The sequence below is a fragment of the Pseudomonas sp. IC_126 genome, from assembly GCF_004331835.1.
GTDB lineage: Bacteria > Pseudomonadota > Gammaproteobacteria > Pseudomonadales > Pseudomonadaceae > Stutzerimonas.
On sequence record NZ_SJSS01000001.1, the window covers coordinates 573,421 to 592,265 of the forward strand.

Consider the following 18,845-nt stretch of genomic DNA (forward strand, 5'->3'; position numbering starts at 1 on the left):
CGGGCTATCGTTCCTGCCCGATCCTGCCCGATCAGCGCGAAGGGCAGTCGCTGCGCTCACATAATATGCCTAGCCGTTTCGCTGCCTATTAGCCGCCGCCATCGTTCGTGTCGGAACCTGTCAGAAGCCTGCTGAACTCGTCGAGGGGCAGCGGACGGCTGAACAGATAACCCTGATACAGGTGACAGCCCTGCAGTTGCAGCAAGTCTAGCTGCGCCTGCTGCTCGACCCCTTCGGCGATCACCTCAAGCCCGAGACTTCTAGCCATCGCGACGATAGCGCGGATGATCTCGGCGTCGTTGGGCGCATCCAGCGCGTCTCGTACAAATGACTGATCTATCTTGAGCAAATCCACCGGCAATCGTTTCAGATAGGTGAGCGATGAATAGCCAGTGCCGAAATCGTCCATGGCGAAGCTGATGCCGTGTCGGCAAAGGCGGCGCATCTTGGCAATGGTGTCGTCCAGGTTCTGGATCACAATACCTTCGGTGATCTCAAGCTTGATCATCCTATGCGGAACCCCGGTGGCCTTCAGCGCATTGAGGGTGCGTTCGACGAACTCGTTCTGACGGAACTGACGCGGGCTGATGTTGACGCAAAGGCTGAAGGTGTCGGGGTGCACCAGTCCCGCGGCCAACAGCGAAGCGCCGATGCGGCTGGCTTGTGTGATGATCCAGTCGCCGACTTCGACGATCAGGCCGTTTTCTTCCAGCACATCAATGAACTGAGCGGGCGAGCGCGGGCCGTGCTCCGGGTGATTCCAGCGCAACAGAACTTCAGCGCCGATCACCGAACCCGAGCGTGCATCCACTTGGGGTTGCAGCTGTAACTCGAATTCGTTGCGCTGCAGCGCCAACCGTAGCTCGCTCTCCAGCTGCAGGCGTGCGCTTGCGGCTTGCTGCATCGTAGTGCGAAACAATTGGATGGCATTGCGCCCGGCTGCTTTGGCCCCGTAGAGCGCAATGTCGGCTCGCTTCAGGAGATCGGCGGGCGTGTCGCCATGGTCCGGCAGAAGGGCAATACCGATGCTCGGGGTGACGTGCAGCCGGTTGCCTTCGAATGTCATGGGCTCGGCGAGCAGGGTCCGCAGTTTTTCGGCAATCTGACGTACATGGCGCGTCACCTCCGAGCGCCTGCCGCTCAGTCCTGTCAACAGGACGACGAACTCATCGCCCCCTAGGCGCGCGACGGTGTCTTCCTGGCGGATGCTGGCTTCGAGGCGAGCCGTAATCATCTTCAGGACAGCATCGCCGACCGGATGCCCAAGCGAATCGTTGATGTGCTTGAAATGATCCAGATCTAAAAACAGCATGGCGCCTCGCAGGTCATGGCGCTTGTGTAGCGCGATCTGCTGTACCAGACGATCCATCAGCAGGGCCCGGTTGGGAAGGTTGGTCAGCGGGTCGTGATATGCCAAGTGATGGATCTGCGCATGCGCCGCCTTCAGCTGGCTGACGTCTCGCGCCGATATCAACAGGCAGTCGGTGTCGTTGAGTTCGATCGGTTCGACTGACACCTCGATGTGTTTAGGGTCGCTGTGACGATCCTGGCCAACCATTTCCCAGTTGGCGACGCGGCCGTCACGCTCCAGCCGTTCGAGGATGTCCTTGCGCTGCGAGTCCGACCAGATGCCCAGTTCGGTGGATGTACGGCCAATGGCTTCTTCCGGACGGTAGCCGGAGAGACGGTGAAAACCTTCGTTAACCTCTATGAAGCGACCGGTGGCTCGTTCGCTGATGATGATGGCGTCGGGGCTTGAATGGAATGCTCTAGCGAACTTGGCCTCGCTGGCTTTCAAGGCTGCTTCGGCCTGCTGGCGCTCGGTGATGTCGCGGAAAGTCGTCACGATGCACAGTCGTCGGTCGATTCGAATGAAGCGGCTGGAGACCACGCATGTGATGTACTGTCCAGCCCTGGTGCGAAATTGCGCTTCGGCGTCGTCCAGGCGTTGGTCACGAGTCAGCCGTTGATAGAGCGACTGCCGCTGTTTCTCGTCGCGCCAGAAATGTATGTCCGGAGCCGAACGCCCAACGATATCGCTGCCTTCCCAGCCGAATACAGCGCTGAAGCTGGGATTGACATCAATGAAGGTGCCGTCGCGGATACGGGAAAGGGAAATGGGGTCGGGACTGCCTTGGAACAAGGCGGAAAATCTGGCTTCGGACGCGGCCAGGTGCTGTTCGCGCAGGACCCGCTCCGTGGCGTCGATAATGATTCCGGCCATCCGCAACGGCACGCCGTGCTCGTCACGGTACAGCTTGGCAGTGGTTTCCAGATGCCGGACGGTACCGTTCGGATGTACTGCCTGATAGGTCGTCTGATAGCTTTGGCGCCGCCCGGCTAGCAGATCGCTGTAAGCCTCGCGCATGGTCTGTCGGTCATTGGCTGCGACGCTGCGAAAAAACTCCCGGAACGAACCATCGAACGGACCGTCGATGATGCCCTGCAATTCAGAAGCGCGGCTCGAAGCATAGAGCCGGTCGCTTGGGATGTGCCATTCCCAGTTGCCCAGCTCTGCTGAGGCCAGCGCCAGTTCCAGGCGCTCCTGGCTGTCTTCGAAGGCCTGGGCCTGAGTGTGCTGAGCGGTAATGTCGCGGACGATGCCCACCAGCATCGGTGAGCTGGTGCCGTTGTCCTGCAGCTGCCCATCGATCTCCATCCAGTGCACGCTTGAGTCTGGCCAGCGCACCCGGTGACGAACACTGAAGCGCGACCTGTCGCCCGACAGTACGGAGCGGGCGACGGTTGTGAGATGAAGCCGATCTTCGGCAGCGATCAGATTCAGATACTCGTCCTGAGTAATCTGAGTGAGCGGTTCACTGAGACCAAACAGCCGCCCTGTGCCGAGCGACCAGTGGACGATGCCGCGCTGCAAGTCCCACGACCAAACGCCAAGTCCTGCGGCGTCGAGTACCGATAATAGGCGGGTCGCATCCCGCCAGGGCATTGCCGCTTCGCTGGCGCTGACACCGATCAGGGATTCAGGCGGTCGCATGAATGGTTTCCGCCGGGCAAGTGGGAAGGTGACGGATCAGCCGATAACCGGTGCTGCTCATGATTATGGTGCTCTTGTTGTTATGTCCCGAACTTATCCGTAGCAGATGGCAAGGTGCAAGTGCGTCAGCCTGCATCCAGCAAAGACATGAAGGCCTTGGCTGCGTTCGACAGGGTGCGCTCGGTATGGGTTATGTAGCCGAGCTCCCTCGTTAGTTGAACCCCAGGCAGCGGCAGACGCACCACCTGTTCATCGAGCATGGTGCGGGGCAGCACGCTCCAGGCGATGCCAATGGAGACCATCATTTTGATCGTCTCCATATAATTGGTGCTCATCGTAATGTTCGGTCTGAGATTCTCGCGCTCGAACAGCCGTTGAGCGATATGGTGGGTGAAGGTGTTGCCGCCTGGAAATACGGCGGGGTAGTCGGCCACGTCGGCCAAGGTTATCTGCTGTTTTTGTGCCAGCGGATGCTCCGGGGCGACGACGAAATCCAGCGGATCGTCCCATACCTTGCTGGCGCGGATCGGCGCAGTTGTGTGTGGCGCCAGCGTAATCACGGCCAGTTCGGCACGACCATGAAGAACCTCTTCGTAGGCAACTTCTGAATCCAGGAAGCGGATGTCCAGGTTCACGTCGGGATAGGCACGAGTGAAGCTCCTCAGCAACGGCGGCAGGCGATGCAGGCCGATGTGATGACTGGTCGCCAGACACAGGCGACCGCTGACTTCACCGTTGAGATTAGCCAATGCGCGGCGGGTGTCATCCAGTACATTGAGGATTCGGTAGGCACGGGGCAACAGGGCTCGGCCGGCTTCGGTGAGCCCAATCTCCCGTCCCAAACGATCGAACAGGCGCACATCGAGCTGCGACTCCAGCGCGGCGAGACGCTTGCTCACCGCCGGTTGAGTCAGGTGCAGGCGCTCTCCTGCCAAAGAGAAGCTGCCGGTTTCAGCAATGGCGATGAAGGCGTTGAGGCTGGCTAGATCCATGTATTTTTCCAAGGCGTTAAATGACCGTAGTGGGCCGCCCGGCCCACTCGACTTAATGTTCGTGAGATTCCTGCGAGGAATGCGTTAGATAAAAAATATGAATTTGAGTAATTAAACGCAACCCCCTAGCATCTCCCCATAAGCGAAAGGGCTATTTGCCCGCAGAACTGATGAGGAAGAGTCCGATGGCCGGCAAAACGCTCTACGACAAACTCTGGGAAATGCATGAGGTCAAGCGTCGCGACGATGGCTCGTCGCTGATCTATATCGACCGTCACATTCTCCATGAAGTGACTTCGCCGCAGGCGTTCGAAGGGTTGCGTCTGGCCGGGCGCAAACCGTGGCGTATCGACGCCAACATCGCCACCCCGGACCACAATGTGCCGACCACCAAGGGCGAGCGCCAGGGCGGCTTGGAAGCCATCACCGACGAGGTCTCGCGCATTCAGGTGCAGACTCTGGACGAGAACTGCGATGACTTCGGCATTCTCGAATTCAAGATGAACGATATCCGCCAGGGCATCGTGCATGTCATCGGCCCGGAGCAGGGCGCGACCCTGCCGGGCATGACCGTGGTCTGCGGCGATTCGCATACGTCCACCCATGGCGCCTTCGGTGCGCTGGCCCACGGCATCGGCACTTCCGAGGTCGAGCATGTGCTCGCCACGCAGTGCCTGGTGGCCAAGAAGATGAAGAACATGCAGGTGCGCGTTGAAGGCAAACTGCCGTTCGGCGTCACCGCAAAGGACATCGTGCTCGCCGTGATCGGCAAGATCGGCACCGCTGGCGGCAACGGCCACGCGCTGGAATTCGCCGGTAGCGCCATCCGCGAATTGTCCATGGAAGGCCGCATGACCCTCTGCAACATGTCCATCGAAGCTGGCGCTCGCGTGGGCATGGTGGCCTGTGACGAGAAAACCGTCGCCTATGTCGAGGGTCGCCCTTATGCGCCGAAAGGCACGGACTGGGACAAGGCAGTCGAGGCCTGGAAAGATCTGGTATCTGACGAGGACGCGGTGTTCGACACTGTCGTCGAGCTGAAAGCCGAGGACATCAAGCCGCAGGTGAGCTGGGGCACGTCGCCGGAAATGGTCCTGGCGGTCGATCAACAGGTGCCGGACCCCGCAGTCGAAGCCGACCCGGTCAAGCGCGACTCCATCGAGCGCGCGCTGAAATATATGGGCCTGCGCGCCAACCAGCCGATCACCGATATCCAGCTGGATCGCGTTTTCATCGGCTCCTGCACCAACTCGCGCATCGAAGACCTGCGCGCTGCTGCCGAAGTGGCCAAGGGGCGCAAGGTCGCCGCGACCGTCAAGCAGGCGATGGTGGTGCCGGGTTCGGGCCTGGTCAAGCAGCAGGCGGAATCGGAAGGGCTGGATAAGATTTTCCTCGAAGCCGGTTTCGAGTGGCGCGAGCCGGGTTGCTCGATGTGTCTGGCGATGAACCCGGATAAGCTGGGCAGCGGCGAGCATTGCGCGTCCACGTCCAACCGCAACTTCGAGGGGCGCCAGGGGGCTGGTGGCCGCACTCATCTGGTCAGCCCGGCCATGGCCGCGGCAGCCGCTGTGACCGGCCGTTTCATCGACGTGCGCGAACTGCTCCAGGCCTGAGGAGGCGAAACATGAAAGCATTCACCCAACACACCGGCCTGGTCTGTCCGCTCGATCGTGCCAACGTCGATACCGATCAGATCATTCCCAAGCAGTTCCTGAAGTCGATCAAGCGCACCGGTTTCGGTCCGAATTTGTTCGATGAGTGGCGCTATCTGGATGTTGGCCAGCCGAACCAGGATTGTTCACAGCGTCCGGTCAATCACGATTTCGTGCTGAACTTCCCGCGCTATCGGGGCGCCAGCGTGCTGCTTGTACGTGAGAATTTCGGCTGCGGCTCCTCTCGCGAACATGCGCCCTGGGCGCTTGAAGAGTACGGCTTCCGCGCAATCATCGCACCGAGTTTCGCCGACATCTTCTACAACAACAGCTTCAAGAACGGTCTGCTGCCGATCATCCTGACCGAATCCGAGATGGACGAACTGTTCGAACAGGCCGAGGCCAACGAGGGCTACCAACTCACCGTTGATCTGGCCGAGCAGACCGTCACGCGCCCGGATGGCAAGCAGTACGGCTTTGAGGTCGACGCCTTCCGCAAGCATTGCCTGCTCAACGGTCTGGACGACATCGGCCTGACGCTACAGGATGCCGACGCGATCAAGGTATTCGAAGCCAGGCATCAGCAGAGCCAGCCCTGGCTGTTCGGCGCGATCAAATAACAGCAGCGGCAAGCCGCAAGAATAAAAGTAGGGTGGGCTTCAGCCCACCATGAGCGCTTATCTGAAGGAATGGAAATGTCGAAAAAGATTCTGGTATTGCCCGGCGATGGTATCGGCCCGGAAATCATGGCCGAGGCGGTCAAGGTGCTGCAGTTGGCGAACGATAAGTTTCAGCTGGGTTTCGAGTTGAGTTATGACGAGCTGGGTGGCGCTGCCATTGATAAGTACGGCGTACCGCTGGCCGATGAAACCCTGGGGCGCGCGCGTGCCGCCGACGCCATTCTGCTCGGCGCCGTCGGCGGTCCCAAGTGGGACAAGATTGAACCGGCCATCCGCCCGGAGCGCGGGCTGCTGAAAATCCGTTCGCAGCTGGGCCTGTTCGGCAACCTGCGTCCGGCGCTGCTGTATCCGCAACTGGCTGACGCGTCCAGCCTCAAGCCGGGGATCGTTGCTGGTCTGGATATCCTTATCGTGCGCGAGCTGACCGGCGGCATCTATTTCGGCCAGCCGCGCGAAAGCAAAGTGTTGGAGAACGGCGAGCGCATGGCCTACGACACGTTGCCTTACAGCGAGAGCGAAATTCGCCGTATTGCCAAGGTCGGTTTCGACATGGCCATGGTCCGCAACAAGAAGCTCTGCTCGGTGGACAAGGCTAACGTGCTGGCCTCCAGCCAGTTGTGGCGGGTCGTGGTCGAGGAGGTCGCCAAGGACTACCCCGAGGTCGAACTGTCGCACATGTACGTCGACAACGCGGCCATGCAACTGGTCCGCGCGCCCAAGCAGTTCGACGTGATCGTTACGGACAACATGTTCGGCGACATTCTGTCGGATGAGGCTTCCATGCTCACCGGCTCCATCGGCATGCTGCCGTCGGCGTCGCTGGATGCCAGCAACAAGGGCATGTACGAGCCTTGCCATGGCTCGGCGCCGGACATCGCCGGCAAGGGCATCGCCAACCCGCTGGCGACCATCCTTTCGGTATCGATGATGCTGCGCTACAGCTTTAATCAGGTGGTGGCGGCCGATGCCATCGAGCGAGCGGTCAGCGACGTGCTCGACCAAGGCCTGCGCACCGGCGACATCTGGTCCGAGGGCTGTAGCAAGGTCGGCACCCAGGCGATGGGCGATGCGGTAGTCGCGGCGCTCGCGAAGTTGTAATCTCTTGGCCCGCCTTCAAGCGGGTGGGCCACTTTATATATAGGTGTAGTTCGATGAAACGTGTAGGTCTGATCGGTTGGCGCGGCATGGTCGGCTCCGTGCTCATGCAGCGGATGCTGGAAGAGCGGGACTTCGACCTGATCGAGCCGGTGTTCTTTACCACTTCCAATGTAGGCGGTCAGGGGCCTTCGATCGGCAAGGACATCGCGCCGCTCAAGGATGCCTACAGCATCGATGAGCTGAAAAGCCTCGACGTGATCCTGACCTGTCAGGGTGGCGATTACACTAATGAAGTATTCCCCAAGCTGCGCGAAGCCGGCTGGAATGGGTACTGGATCGACGCTGCCTCCGCCCTGCGCATGCAGGACGATGCGGTCATCGTGCTGGACCCGGTCAACCGCAAGGTGATCGACCAGCAGCTCGATGCCGGCACTCGCAACTATATTGGTGGCAACTGCACCGTCAGCCTAATGCTGATGGGACTCGGCGGCCTGTTCGAGAACGGTCTGGTCGAGTGGATGAGCGCCATGACCTACCAGGCGGCATCCGGCGCCGGTGCGCAGAACATGCGCGAACTGATCAAGCAGATGGGCACCATCAATGCTGCGGTTGCCGATGAACTTGCCGATCCGGCCAGCGCTATTCTGGAGATCGACCGCAAGGTCGCAGAGTGCCAGCGTTCCGAATCCTTCCCGGTAGATAACTTCGGCGTGCCGCTGGCGGGCAGCCTGATCCCCTACATCGACAAGGAGCTGCCCAACGGGCAGAGCCGTGAAGAGTGGAAGGCGCAGGCTGAAACCAACAAGATCCTCGGTCGCTTCAAGAGTCCGATTCCGGTCGATGGCATCTGCGTGCGCGTCGGCGCCATGCGCTGCCATAGCCAGGCGCTGACCATCAAGCTGAACAAGGATGTGCCGATCTCGGACATCGAGGGCATGATTAGCCAACACAACCCCTGGGTGAAGCTGGTTCCGAATCATCGGGACGCCAGCATGCAGGAGCTCAGTCCGACCTCGGTGACCGGCACGTTGAACGTACCTGTCGGTCGTTTACGCAAGCTGAACATGGGTTCCCATTACCTAGGCGCCTTTACCGTCGGCGACCAGCTTCTCTGGGGCGCCGCGGAACCCTTGCGGCGGATGTTGCGCATCCTTCTGGAGCGCTAAACCGCAAGGAAGGAAACACCCGAAGCGCCTCGGCACAGCCGCGGCGCTTTTTTTATCCGGTCGAAGCTGTCTAGCTGAGCGCTCTGCAGCGAAGGCTCTGCATGGCGCGTTCGTCGGATCTAGGCTTAACCTCGCAGCGGGACGATCTGCTTCGGCTACAGTGACGCCCTTCGGAACGGCTCACCATGTGTGGGTATCGACGCGGTTAAGGACTGTGTTTTTCGTTTCCATATTTAGGTGGCGGGCCGATAGATATTGCTTAATAACTACACGGCCAGGGTTTCGCATTGTTTCGTTGAGCGTCTTGTTCGCAATGAAGTACAAGGGTTACCGGTTCGCGAGCAGGCTGCAGCTTCGTCGAAGCAGGAGAACGCGAATTGTGGATTGTGTCTGATAACGTGGCAAAAGGCGTGGCGGGCAATGCCGTGCGGTCTGGTGAGTTATTGATAAAACACTATCTGTAAAAGATACTTACCGGCAATTCGAATAACTATTCTAGCTAGCTGCGCTGTTTAGGCTTATCGCTGACGGGGGGCCGCCATCTGGCGGGCACGGGCAGCGTCTATAAGACCCTTCTCGAAGATCCGAGAAAAGTTAAAAAACAAGGGATTACATAATGGTTCGGGTTCGCAATCTGGTGCTGGCAATCGCGGCTGCTACCGCGCTGACTTCCGAAATGGCGTACGCGCTGGGGCTGGGAGAGGTCACGCTGAAGTCGGCACTGAATCAACCGCTGGTGGCTGAAATCGAATTGTTGGATGCGAAAACACTGGCGCCGGGTGAAGTGGTCCCGGTTCTGGCATCTGCGGAAGATTTCAATCGGGCGGGTGTTGACCGCCAGTATTTCCTGACGGACCTGACCTTTACCCCGGTTTTGCGCCCTGATGGCAAGAGCGTTATCCGGGTTTCATCGACCAAGCCGGTTCGCGAACCTTACTTGAACTTCCTCATTGAGGTGCTCTGGCCCAACGGTCGGCTGCTGCGCGAATACACGCTCCTGCTGGACCCGCCGCTTTATTCGCCGGAAATTGCTGCTTCCGTTGCCCCTCAGTTGCCTATTGCAGCGCCAATCGTTCGGTCCGAGACGGCGCCGCGAGTCGCAACGCGGCCTGCACCAGCGCCTGCCGGCGCTTCCGCGCTGCAAGGTGAGCAATACAAAGTCACCCCCAATGACACGCTGTGGGAAGTTGCCGAGCGCGCCCGCCAAGGGGGCACCGTTCATCAGGCCATGCTGGCCATTCAAGACCTGAACCCTGACGCTTTCATCGCTGGCAACATCAACCGAATGAAGAATGGTCAGGTGCTTCGCCTACCGAATGCCGAGCAAATCGGTAGCCGGTCACAAGCCGAGGCGATTCAGCAAGTCGCGCAACAGAACGCAAGTTGGCGTCAGGCTGCCGTCTCTGGCGCAGCAGGCACACGCCAGCTAGATGCGACCCAGCGTGATTCAGTGGGAGCGGCACCATCGCGTAGCGAGCAGGGCGATAATCTGCGCTTGGTCGCACCGGAAGCCGGCGAAGCCACAGCCGGCAGTGATACTGGAAGCGGAGCCGATGCTCAGGCCTTGCGTGACAAGCTCGCGGTTTCCGAGGAAAGTCTTGATTCCAGTCGTCGCGAAAATCTGGATCTCAAGGACCGTCTCAACGATCTTCAGGGTCAACTCGACAAGCTGCAGCGCCTGATGCAGCTCAAGGACGACCAGTTAGCCAAACTACAGGCTCAACTGGCAGCGGGGGTCGAGCCGGGAGGCGATGCGACATCCGCACTGCCTTCGACTGGTGAAATTGATTCAAACGCTAACGTCGCGCCGGAAACGTCCGAAGCGGTAACAGAAACCAATGCCGAGCCCGAAGTTGCTGGTGCTGAGGTCGTAGCCCCAGCAGCGACCCAGGGAGAAGCAGCGGTAGATGCGGAGCCGGCTGCACAGGCGCCGGTCACACCGGCTCCGGCAGCATCGGCCCCAGCGGTACAAGAGCCTGAAGCTGATAGCTACGTCGACGAGCTGTTGGCCAATCCCATTCTCCTCGGCGCCTTGGGTGGCGGAGCCCTTTTGCTATTGCTGGTCGGGCTGATGGCGTTGTCACGCCGCAACGCTTTGAAGGAAGCTGAACTGCAGGAAAGCCTGCTTGCCGATAGTTCACCTGACACGTTCTACATGGCGCAGCAGGATCTCGATTCGTCCGCTGTGGAGTCGACCGTTAAAGACAGCGGCGAACATTCGGCTGACTCGCTCGCTGCCGCTACCAACGACCCTTTGGCCGAGGCCGATATCTACATCGCTTACGGACGTTTTAATCAGGCTGCCGACCTGCTGCAGAATGCATTGAACGATGAGCCGCAGCGCAGTGACCTGCGATTGAAGCTGATGGAAGTCTATGCCGAACTTGGTGATCGGGATGGTTTCGCTCGGCAAGAGGCGGAGCTCCGCGAAATCGGCGGCTCGTTGGACGCAATTGAACAAACGAAGCTCCGTTATCCGGCAATGGCTTCAGCAGCTGGCTTCGCTGCGGCAACCGCCGCGACAAGCACCAATGACTTCGAGAGCTTCAGCCTGGATGATCTCCAACTTGACGAACCGGCTTCGGCAACGACTGCTGAGCAGATGTCGGATGACGCCTTTGACCTGAGTCTGGACGATCTTGAGCTTGATGATGACCTGACTGAAACAGCCGTAGCCCCGTCTGGCGAGGCCTCAGGGGAGCTTGACGAGCTCAATTTCGATGACCTCAATCTTGACGCCGCTGCGCAGGAGCAGGCCGCTGACGATTTCGAATTTGACCTGGACAAATCGTCCGAAGCGGATATGCAATCCCTTGAAGCCGAACTTGCCGGTTTCTCGCTCGATCTTGACGATCAGCCGAAAGCTTCTACTGCCGATGACGATGTGCTGTTAGACCTCGACGAAGAACTGTCGAAGCCAGTAACGGGCGAGCCTGCTGCCGAGGAGTTTGATTTCCAGCTCGCCGATCAAGTCCAGTCTGCGGACATGCCGGATGAATTCGATCTGTCGGTCTCTGACGAGACCAGCGGCGGAGCGGTATCCGAAACGTCTATCTCCGAGTTCGACGAGGCCGAAACTGAGTCTGAAGCCTTGTCGCGAGACATGGGCGAGCCGCTCGACCTATCGGAGCCGGAGGCCGCGCTTGAGGCCGAGTCAACCTCGGAGGGGCTTGACGATGATTTCGATTTCTTCGCTGACACCGATGAAACCACCACCAAGCTGGACCTTGCCCGCGCCTATATCGATATGGGTGATGCCGAAGGCGCTCGCGATATCCTCGATGAGGTCATGAACGAGGGCAGCGATACCCAGCAGCAAGAGGCGCGAGAGATGCTCGCCAAACTAGCCTGACCATGATCGAAGCAGTACCTGAAGCGGCAGCCCTAACGGCTGCCGCTGGCGTTTTCAGAATTGCCCTTGGTGTGGAATACAAGGGCTCCCGTTATCGTGGGTTTCAACGGCAACGCGATGGCGTGCCGTCAATTCAGCTCTCGCTGGAAAATGCCTTGAGTAAGGTGGCCGGCGGGCACCCGATAACGCTGAGTTGTGCCGGACGTACCGATGCGCTCGTTCATGCCTGCGCCCAGGTGGTGCATTTCGATACTCCAGTGACGCGCTCCATGCACGCCTGGGTAATGGGCGCGAACATGAATCTGCCAGGTGATATCAGTGTGACCTGGGCCAAAGAAATGCCCAAGAGCTTCGACGCGCGCTTCAGTGCCATGGCGCGTCGTTATCGCTACGTCATCTACAACGACCAGATTCGCCCGGCTCATCTTGCCGAAGAGGTGACTTGGAACCACCGGCCATTGGATATCACGCGTATGCGCGAAGCGGCCAAAGCATTCGTCGGAACCCACGACTTCAGTGCTTTCAGAGCGCGCCAGTGCCAGGCGAAATCACCGATCAAAACCATTCACCATCTGGAGCTGCTCGAGTATGGCAGGCTGATCGTGATCGACGTGCGTGCCAATGCCTTTCTGCACCACATGGTGCGGAACTTTGCCGGTGTGTTGATGACCATCGGGGCGGGCGAGCGCCCGGTCGAATGGGCGAGGGAAGTGCTGGAGTCGCGTGTAAGGCGAACGGGTGGTGTTACCGCGCATCCCTACGGCTTGTATCTCGTTCAGGTAGATTACCCCGAGCAGTTCGAATTGCCTGAGCGCTATCTTGGGCCACATTTCCTGTCAGGCCTGCCGGATGTGCGAGTCATCTGACCTGATGCCAGCGGCCGGACAAGTGACGAGTCATCCTTCGGAAACGGAGGATAAAGTGATGCGGGTTGCAGCCTGTAGCGCTTTTGTTACCATCCGGGGTCTTTTATCGCAGGTGCCTGCCGTTGCCTATCGTTCGTAGCAAAATATGTGGAATCACCCGGGTTGAGGACGCGCTCGTCGCTGCCGAAGCCGGTGCGGATGCGATTGGCCTGGTGTTCTATGCGAAGAGCCCGCGCGCGGTAAATATACAGCAGGCGCGGGCCGTCGTTGCTGCTCTGCCGCCTTTCGTCACCACCGTAGGCTTGTTCGTCAACGCATCGCGTTGCGAAATCAATGAGACGTTGGATGCCGTGCCGCTGGATGCTCTGCAATTTCATGGTGACGAAACGCCGGCAGACTGCGAAGGCTTTCATCGGCCGTGGTACAAAGCGCTCAGAGTCAAGGCGGGTGAGGATGTCCGGGTGCAGGCCGCACGCTACGCTGGGGCTAGCGCAATTCTGCTCGATACCTTTGTTGCCGGTGTTCCTGGCGGGACGGGCGAGGCGTTCGATTGGTCCCTGATCCCTGCAAATCTGCCCAAACCACTGATATTGGCTGGCGGGCTGACTTCGCAAAATGTTCGTCAGGCGCTGGCCGAGGTACGTCCGTTCGCCGTCGACGTGAGTGGGGGAGTAGAGCTGAGCAAGGGCGTCAAAGATGCGCAGAAAGTGCGGGACTTCGTTCGGTCAGTAAGATCTTCGATGTGACGAGCGCGGGGTCATTACCGTCCAGTTACCATTCGCTGGTTTGGCGAACCTCGCCACTGTTACCGATCTGGTGCCAGACGGCGATCAGACTTCAGCGATAGCGATTCCTTGGCTATCGCCTACGCGACGCAGTGAGCTCCGAATGGAGACCGGTCGCAACGATGAATTTTTCGGTGCGTGCAGTCGTTACGCGCGGGACTGACAAGCTGTGGAGAATAAAAGCATGAGCAACTGGCTAGTAGACAAGCTGATCCCTTCGATCATGCGCTCGGAATCGCAGAAGAGTTCAGTACCCGAGGGCCTGTGGCACAAATGTCCGTCCTGCGAGGCGGTGCTATATCGCCCGGAGCTGGAAAAAACGCTGGATGTCTGCCCGAAATGCCAGCATCACATGCGCATCGACGCACGTACGCGTCTGGATATTTTTCTCGACAAGGAGGAGCGCGAAGAGATCTGCGCCGACCTCGAGCCTGTCGACCGACTGAAGTTTCGCGACAGCAAGAAGTACAAGGATCGCCTGTCCGCGGCGCAGAAACAGACCGGCGAAAAGGATGCACTGGTCGCCATGCGGGGTACCTTGATGAACATGCCGGTCGTGGCCTGCGCGTTCGAGTTCTCCTTCATGGGCGGTTCCATGGGCGCGATCGTTGGGGAGCGCTTCGTTCAGGCGGCCAACGCCGCGCTTGAGCAGCGTTGTCCTCTGATCTGCTTCGCAGCTTCCGGCGGTGCTCGTATGCAGGAAGCGCTGATCTCGCTCATGCAGATGGCCAAGACCTCCGCAGTGCTGGCCCGCATGCGTGAAGAAGGATTGCCGTTCATTTCCGTACTTACCGATCCGGTTTATGGTGGTGTATCGGCAAGTTTGGCCATGCTGGGCGATGTCATCGTCGCCGAGCCCAAGGCCCTGATCGGTTTTGCTGGGCCCCGAGTGATCGAGCAGACAGTGCGTGAAAAGCTGCCTGAAGGTTTTCAGCGCAGTGAGTTCCTGCTTGATCATGGTGCCATCGACCTGATCGTTCCGCGATCCGATCTGCGTAATCGCTTGTCGCGCCTTCTCGCTCAGCTGCAACATCTGCCGACCCCGGCGGAGCCTGCGTTGGTAACGGCCAGCGCATGAATCGGCGGAGCCTGCAGAACTGGCTCGATTATCTTGAGCAGCTGCACCCCACTACTATCGATATGGGCCTTGATCGTTGCCGTGAGGTGGCGACAAAGCTTGGTCTCAAGCGCCCGGCTCCGCAGGTGGTTACCGTTACCGGCACCAATGGTAAGGGATCGACCTGCGCTTTCATCGCCCAGATGCTCACAGGGCAGGGCAAGAAAGTGGGCGTCTACAGCTCGCCTCATCTATTGCATTACAACGAGCGCGTTCGTCTCAATGGGACGGATGCCAGTGATGAGGCGTTGTGTGAAGCCTTCGAGGCGGTCGAGCAAGCACGAGGTTCAGTATCACTGACCTATTTCGAAATGGGCACGCTCGCCGCTTTCTGGCTTTTCGAACGTGAGGCGCTGGACGCCGTGGTGCTGGAAGTCGGGCTTGGCGGCCGTCTCGACGCGGTGAATCTGATCGATGCGGACGTGGCGGTCGTCACCAATATCGGACTGGACCATGCCGAATGGCTCGGTGATACGCGCGAAAGCGTGGCGTTTGAAAAAGCCGGGATATTCCGTCCGGCAAAGCCTGCCGTATGTGGTGATCCCGCTCCGCCAGACTCCATGCTGAAAAACGCGGCTGAGGCGACTGTGCCGTTGCTGGTCCGTGGACGTGATTACGATCTGGCGATGGAGGCGACCCGTTGGCACTGGCGTGGCCGAGACGGGGCGGGTGATCCCTTGGAACTGCGGAATCTGCCGATGCTGGCGTTGCCAATGGAAAATGCAGCTGTGGCGTTGCAAGCGTTTGCATTGCTGCAGTCGTCCTGGCAGCCGGAGCGGCTGGTTGAGGCTCTGCTGAACACTCGTGTCACCGGGCGTCTGGACCGGCGGACGATCCGTTGGCAAGGTCGTAACTTGTCGATACTGCTCGATGTCGGGCACAACCCGCACGCGGCTGGATATCTGGCCAGACACCTGCAGCGACAACCGAAGCCTGGCCGTCGGCTGGCGGTATTCGGTCTGCTGGCCGACAAGGATCTGGCTGGCGTGATCGATGCGTTGCTACCTGTGGTCGATGTCTGGGCGGTTGCGCCGCTGGCTACGCCGCGCTCGCGCTCAGCAGCTGAGCTGAGTGCGGCATTGCTGGAACGCAATGCAAGCGTCACTATCTATCCGGGGATATCCCAGGCGCTCGAAGGGCAGTGCGATCTGGCTGTCGATGGCGATGAGATATTGCTGTTCGGGTCTTTTTACTGTGTGGCCGATGCGCTGAGCTGGATCGATCGGCACGCAACCAGTGGAGAACATGGTCTTGGTAGATAGGGGATTGTTGCAGCGTATCGTTGGCGCCTTGGTGCTTCTGGCGCTGGCGGTAATATTCGTTCCGATGCTGTTCAACCGCGAAGATGCCGGTCGGCAAATTGTCGTGGATGCGCCGAGTATGCCCGAAGCGCCTGCTGCGCCTGTAATCGAGACGCAGCCTGTGGAGGTGCCTGAGCCCGAGGTCGAGCCGTTCCCGGAAGAATTTGAGATCATCGAGGAAAATGCAGCCTCCCAGCCGGAGGCGCCTGCGACTCCTATCAATCCGGCTCCAGCCCCTGTCGAGCCGGCGCCCGCGCCAGCAGCACCTGAGCAGGCAACCTCCGAGACGCCGCCGACCACGCCAGCTGTTCCGGAAGAGAAACGGCTGGACGCGGCTAATTTGCCGATCAGCTGGTCGGTGCAGTTGGCCAGCCTGTCGAGTCGCGAGAATGCCGACAAGCTGCAGAAGACACTGCGTTCTCAGGGGTATAACGCTTATATACGTACCGCAGACGGGATGAACCGGGTCTTCGTCGGGCCGCTTGTCGAGCGAGCGGAAGCCAACCGCCTTCGTGATCAACTACAACGCCAGCAAAAGCTGAACGGGTTCGTAGTCCGTTTCAAGCCTGAACAGGGTTAAGCAAGGGGGCTCAGGCTTGTCGCTGGTTGTCCCGCCGCTCCGCGGGTAAGCATGATTGCCTGCTTACCCCTTCGCGGGCGCTCTGCTAAAATGCGCCGCCTTTCTCCTTAGCAGGAAACCCTGTGACGCTCACCTGGGTCGATTGGGCGTTTATCGCCGTTGTGGTCATCTCCAGCCTGATCAGCTTGAAACGCGGCTTCGTTAAGGAAGCGCTTTCGCTGCTCACCTGGATCATTGCTGGCGTGGTTGCCTGGATGTTCGGTGGTGCGCTGTCCCATCACCTTGCCGAGTTCATCAGTACCCCTTCTTTTCAGGTCATCGCGGCATGCGCGATTCTGTTCATCGTGACGCTACTGGTCGGCGCGCTGGTTAATTTCCTCATTGGGGAGCTGGTTCGGGTAACCGGCTTGTCAGGCACGGATCGCTTTCTGGGAATGGTATTCGGTGCGGCTCGTGGCGGGCTATTGATCGTTGTGCTCGTTGGTCTGCTCAGTCTCGCGCCTGTACAACAGGATCCGTGGTGGCGTGAATCGGCACTGCTGCCCCATTTTCTATTGGTTGCCGACTGGTCGAAAAACCTGATTCTCGGGTTTGGAAGCCAATGGGTAGCCGGCTCGCTCGATGCGTCCGGCTGAGACGAGCATTTTCAACGGGTGTGTTGGGCCTTCAGGTCTGTGTCATGTCCGGGTCAGCCTGTATTAACTGAGAGGTTCCTTGCATGTGTGGCATTGTCGGCATCGTCGGTAAGTCGAACGTCAATCAGGCGTTATATGACGCACTTACCGTACTGCAACATCGTGGGCAGGATGCGGCCGGAATCGTAACCAGTGACGGCGGCAAGCTGTTTCTGCGCAAGGACAACGGGTTGGTCCGCGACGTCTTTCAGCAGCGTCACATGCAGCGTCTGGTCGGTAACATGGGAATCGGTCACGTACGTTATCCCACTGCGGGCAGCTCCAGCTCGGCGGAGGCACAGCCGTTCTATGTGAACTCCCCGTATGGCATTACGTTGGCGCACAACGGCAACCTGACCAACGTCGATCAGCTGACCAAAGAAATCTACGAATCCGACCTGCGCCATGTGAACACCAACTCCGATTCGGAAGTGCTGCTCAACGTGTTCGCTCATGAGTTGGCGGTGCGAGGCAAGCTGCAGCCCACCGAAGAGGACGTTTTCGCGGCCGTGGCCAAGGTCCATGAGCGTTGTGTCGGCGGCTACGCGGTGGTGGCCATGGTGACGGGCTACGGCATAGTCGGTTTCCGCGACCCGAATGCCATTCGCCCGATCGTGTTCGGACAGCGGCATACCGAGCACGGGGTCGAATACATGATCGCCTCCGAAAGCGTCGCGCTGGATGTGCTGGGCTTCTCGTTGATCCGGGATCTCGCGCCCGGCGAAGCGGTTTACATCACATCGGACGGCAAGCTGCATACCCGTCAGTGCGCGCCGAACCCCCATTACGCGCCTTGCATCTTCGAGCACGTCTACCTTGCGCGTTCGGATTCCCTGATGGATGGCGTGTCGGTATACAAGGCCCGTCTGCGGATGGGCGAAAAGCTGGCCGACAAGATTCTTCGCGAACGTCCGGATCACGATATCGACGTGGTCATCCCGATTCCTGACACTAGCCGTACTGCGGCGCTTGAGCTGGCTAACCGGCTGGGTGTGAAGTTTCGAGAAGGCTTCGTCAAGAACCGCTACATCGGCCGGACCTTCATCATGCCGGGGCAGGCCGCGCGCAAGAAATCGGTGCGGCAGAAGCTCAATGCCATCGATCTCGAATTCCGTGGCAAGAACGTCATGCTGGTAGATGACTCCATCGTCCGCGGCACGACCTGCAAGCAGATCATCCAGATGGCCCGCGAAGCAGGGGCGAAGAATGTCTATTTCTGCTCCGCCGCACCGGCCGTTCGCTACCCGAACGTCTACGGCATCGACATGCCCAGCGCCCACGAACTTATCGCGCATAATCGCAGTACCGAGGAAGTTGCAGAGCTGATCGGCGCCGACTGGCTGGTTTATCAGGATCTGGATGATCTGATCGATGCGGTCGGAGGTGGCAAGGTGAAGATCGAGAATTTCGATTGCGCGGTATTCGATGGCAAGTATGTGACCGGCGATATCGATGAGGTCTACCTGCACAAGATCGAGCAGGCACGTAACGACTTGAGCAAAAGCAAGAGCATCACGGGCAGCGCTATCATCGATCTACATAACAACTGATCGATAATTCGGCGGCTTGCCGCCTCCGTTCAGGGTG

Annotated in this window: 14 protein-coding genes and 1 pseudogene; 13 read left to right on the top strand and 2 right to left on the bottom strand. The window is 59.4% G+C overall.

Annotation, left to right across the window (positions count from 1 at the left end; genetic code table 11):
• Positions 1-88: 88 nt before the first annotated feature.
• Together E0D86_RS02710 and E0D86_RS02715 are read right to left on the bottom strand one after the other, a co-directional pair.
• Positions 89-2,995, bottom strand: coding sequence for an EAL domain-containing protein (locus E0D86_RS02710; protein WP_131648427.1), 2,907 nt, complete (start codon positions 2,993-2,995; stop codon positions 89-91).
• Between the two features lie 125 nt (positions 2,996-3,120).
• Positions 3,121-3,987 carry a LysR family transcriptional regulator gene (locus E0D86_RS02715; protein WP_131648428.1) on the bottom strand — a complete coding sequence of 289 codons (867 nt, stop codon included), beginning with the start codon at positions 3,985-3,987 and terminating at the stop codon, positions 3,121-3,123.
• A 185-nt stretch (positions 3,988-4,172) separates the two neighbouring features.
• Between E0D86_RS02715 and leuC the strand changes: the two genes are divergently transcribed.
• The 13 genes and pseudogenes from leuC to purF all read left to right on the top strand — a co-directional run bounded on the left by leuC (position 4,173) and on the right by purF (position 18,808).
• Positions 4,173-5,600 (top strand): 3-isopropylmalate dehydratase large subunit, encoded by a 1,428-nt coding sequence (gene leuC / locus E0D86_RS02720; RefSeq protein WP_131648429.1) that lies wholly within the window; start codon positions 4,173-4,175, stop codon positions 5,598-5,600.
• 11 nt (positions 5,601-5,611) lie between these two features.
• Positions 5,612-6,259 carry a 3-isopropylmalate dehydratase small subunit gene (gene leuD / locus E0D86_RS02725; RefSeq protein ID WP_131648430.1) on the top strand — a complete coding sequence of 216 codons (648 nt, stop codon included), beginning with the start codon at positions 5,612-5,614 and terminating at the stop codon, positions 6,257-6,259.
• Between the two features lie 75 nt (positions 6,260-6,334).
• Positions 6,335-7,417: a 3-isopropylmalate dehydrogenase gene (leuB, locus tag E0D86_RS02730; protein WP_131648431.1), complete on the top strand. Its 1,083-nt coding sequence runs from the start codon at positions 6,335-6,337 to the stop codon at positions 7,415-7,417.
• A 53-nt stretch (positions 7,418-7,470) separates the two neighbouring features.
• Positions 7,471-8,583, top strand: a complete 1,113-nt coding sequence (gene asd, locus E0D86_RS02735) for an aspartate-semialdehyde dehydrogenase (protein WP_131648432.1) — start codon at positions 7,471-7,473, stop codon at positions 8,581-8,583.
• 377 nt (positions 8,584-8,960) lie between these two features.
• A pseudogene (locus E0D86_RS02740) lies at positions 8,961-9,047 on the top strand (aspartate-semialdehyde dehydrogenase); the annotation flags it as partial.
• A 152-nt stretch (positions 9,048-9,199) separates the two neighbouring features.
• Positions 9,200-11,935, top strand: a complete 2,736-nt coding sequence (locus E0D86_RS02745) for a FimV/HubP family polar landmark protein (protein ID WP_131648433.1) — start codon at positions 9,200-9,202, stop codon at positions 11,933-11,935.
• A 2-nt stretch (positions 11,936-11,937) separates the two neighbouring features.
• Positions 11,938-12,801, top strand: coding sequence for a tRNA pseudouridine(38-40) synthase TruA (gene truA, locus E0D86_RS02750; RefSeq protein WP_131648434.1), 864 nt, complete (start codon positions 11,938-11,940; stop codon positions 12,799-12,801).
• Between the two features lie 122 nt (positions 12,802-12,923).
• The gene (locus E0D86_RS02755) at positions 12,924-13,547 is read left to right on the top strand and encodes a phosphoribosylanthranilate isomerase (RefSeq protein WP_131648435.1); all 624 of its coding nucleotides are present in this window, start codon (positions 12,924-12,926) and stop codon (positions 13,545-13,547) included.
• 223 nt (positions 13,548-13,770) lie between these two features.
• Complete coding sequence (gene accD, locus E0D86_RS02760; RefSeq protein WP_131648436.1) at positions 13,771-14,664, top strand: acetyl-CoA carboxylase, carboxyltransferase subunit beta; 894 nt, start codon at positions 13,771-13,773, stop codon at positions 14,662-14,664.
• Positions 14,661-15,965, top strand: coding sequence for a bifunctional tetrahydrofolate synthase/dihydrofolate synthase (gene folC / locus E0D86_RS02765; RefSeq protein ID WP_131648437.1), 1,305 nt, complete (start codon positions 14,661-14,663; stop codon positions 15,963-15,965). Before accD ends, folC begins: the two co-directional genes overlap by 4 nt.
• Complete coding sequence (locus E0D86_RS02770; protein ID WP_177493021.1) at positions 15,949-16,584, top strand: SPOR domain-containing protein; 636 nt, start codon at positions 15,949-15,951, stop codon at positions 16,582-16,584. The genes folC and E0D86_RS02770 overlap by 17 nt, the downstream gene beginning before the upstream one ends.
• Positions 16,585-16,706: 122 nt before the next feature.
• Complete coding sequence (locus E0D86_RS02775) at positions 16,707-17,219, top strand: CvpA family protein (protein WP_131648439.1); 513 nt, start codon at positions 16,707-16,709, stop codon at positions 17,217-17,219.
• Positions 17,220-17,302: 83 nt separating this feature from the next.
• Positions 17,303-18,808, top strand: a complete 1,506-nt coding sequence (purF, locus tag E0D86_RS02780; protein ID WP_131648440.1) for an amidophosphoribosyltransferase — start codon at positions 17,303-17,305, stop codon at positions 18,806-18,808.
• The last annotated feature ends 37 nt before the right edge of the window (positions 18,809-18,845 follow it).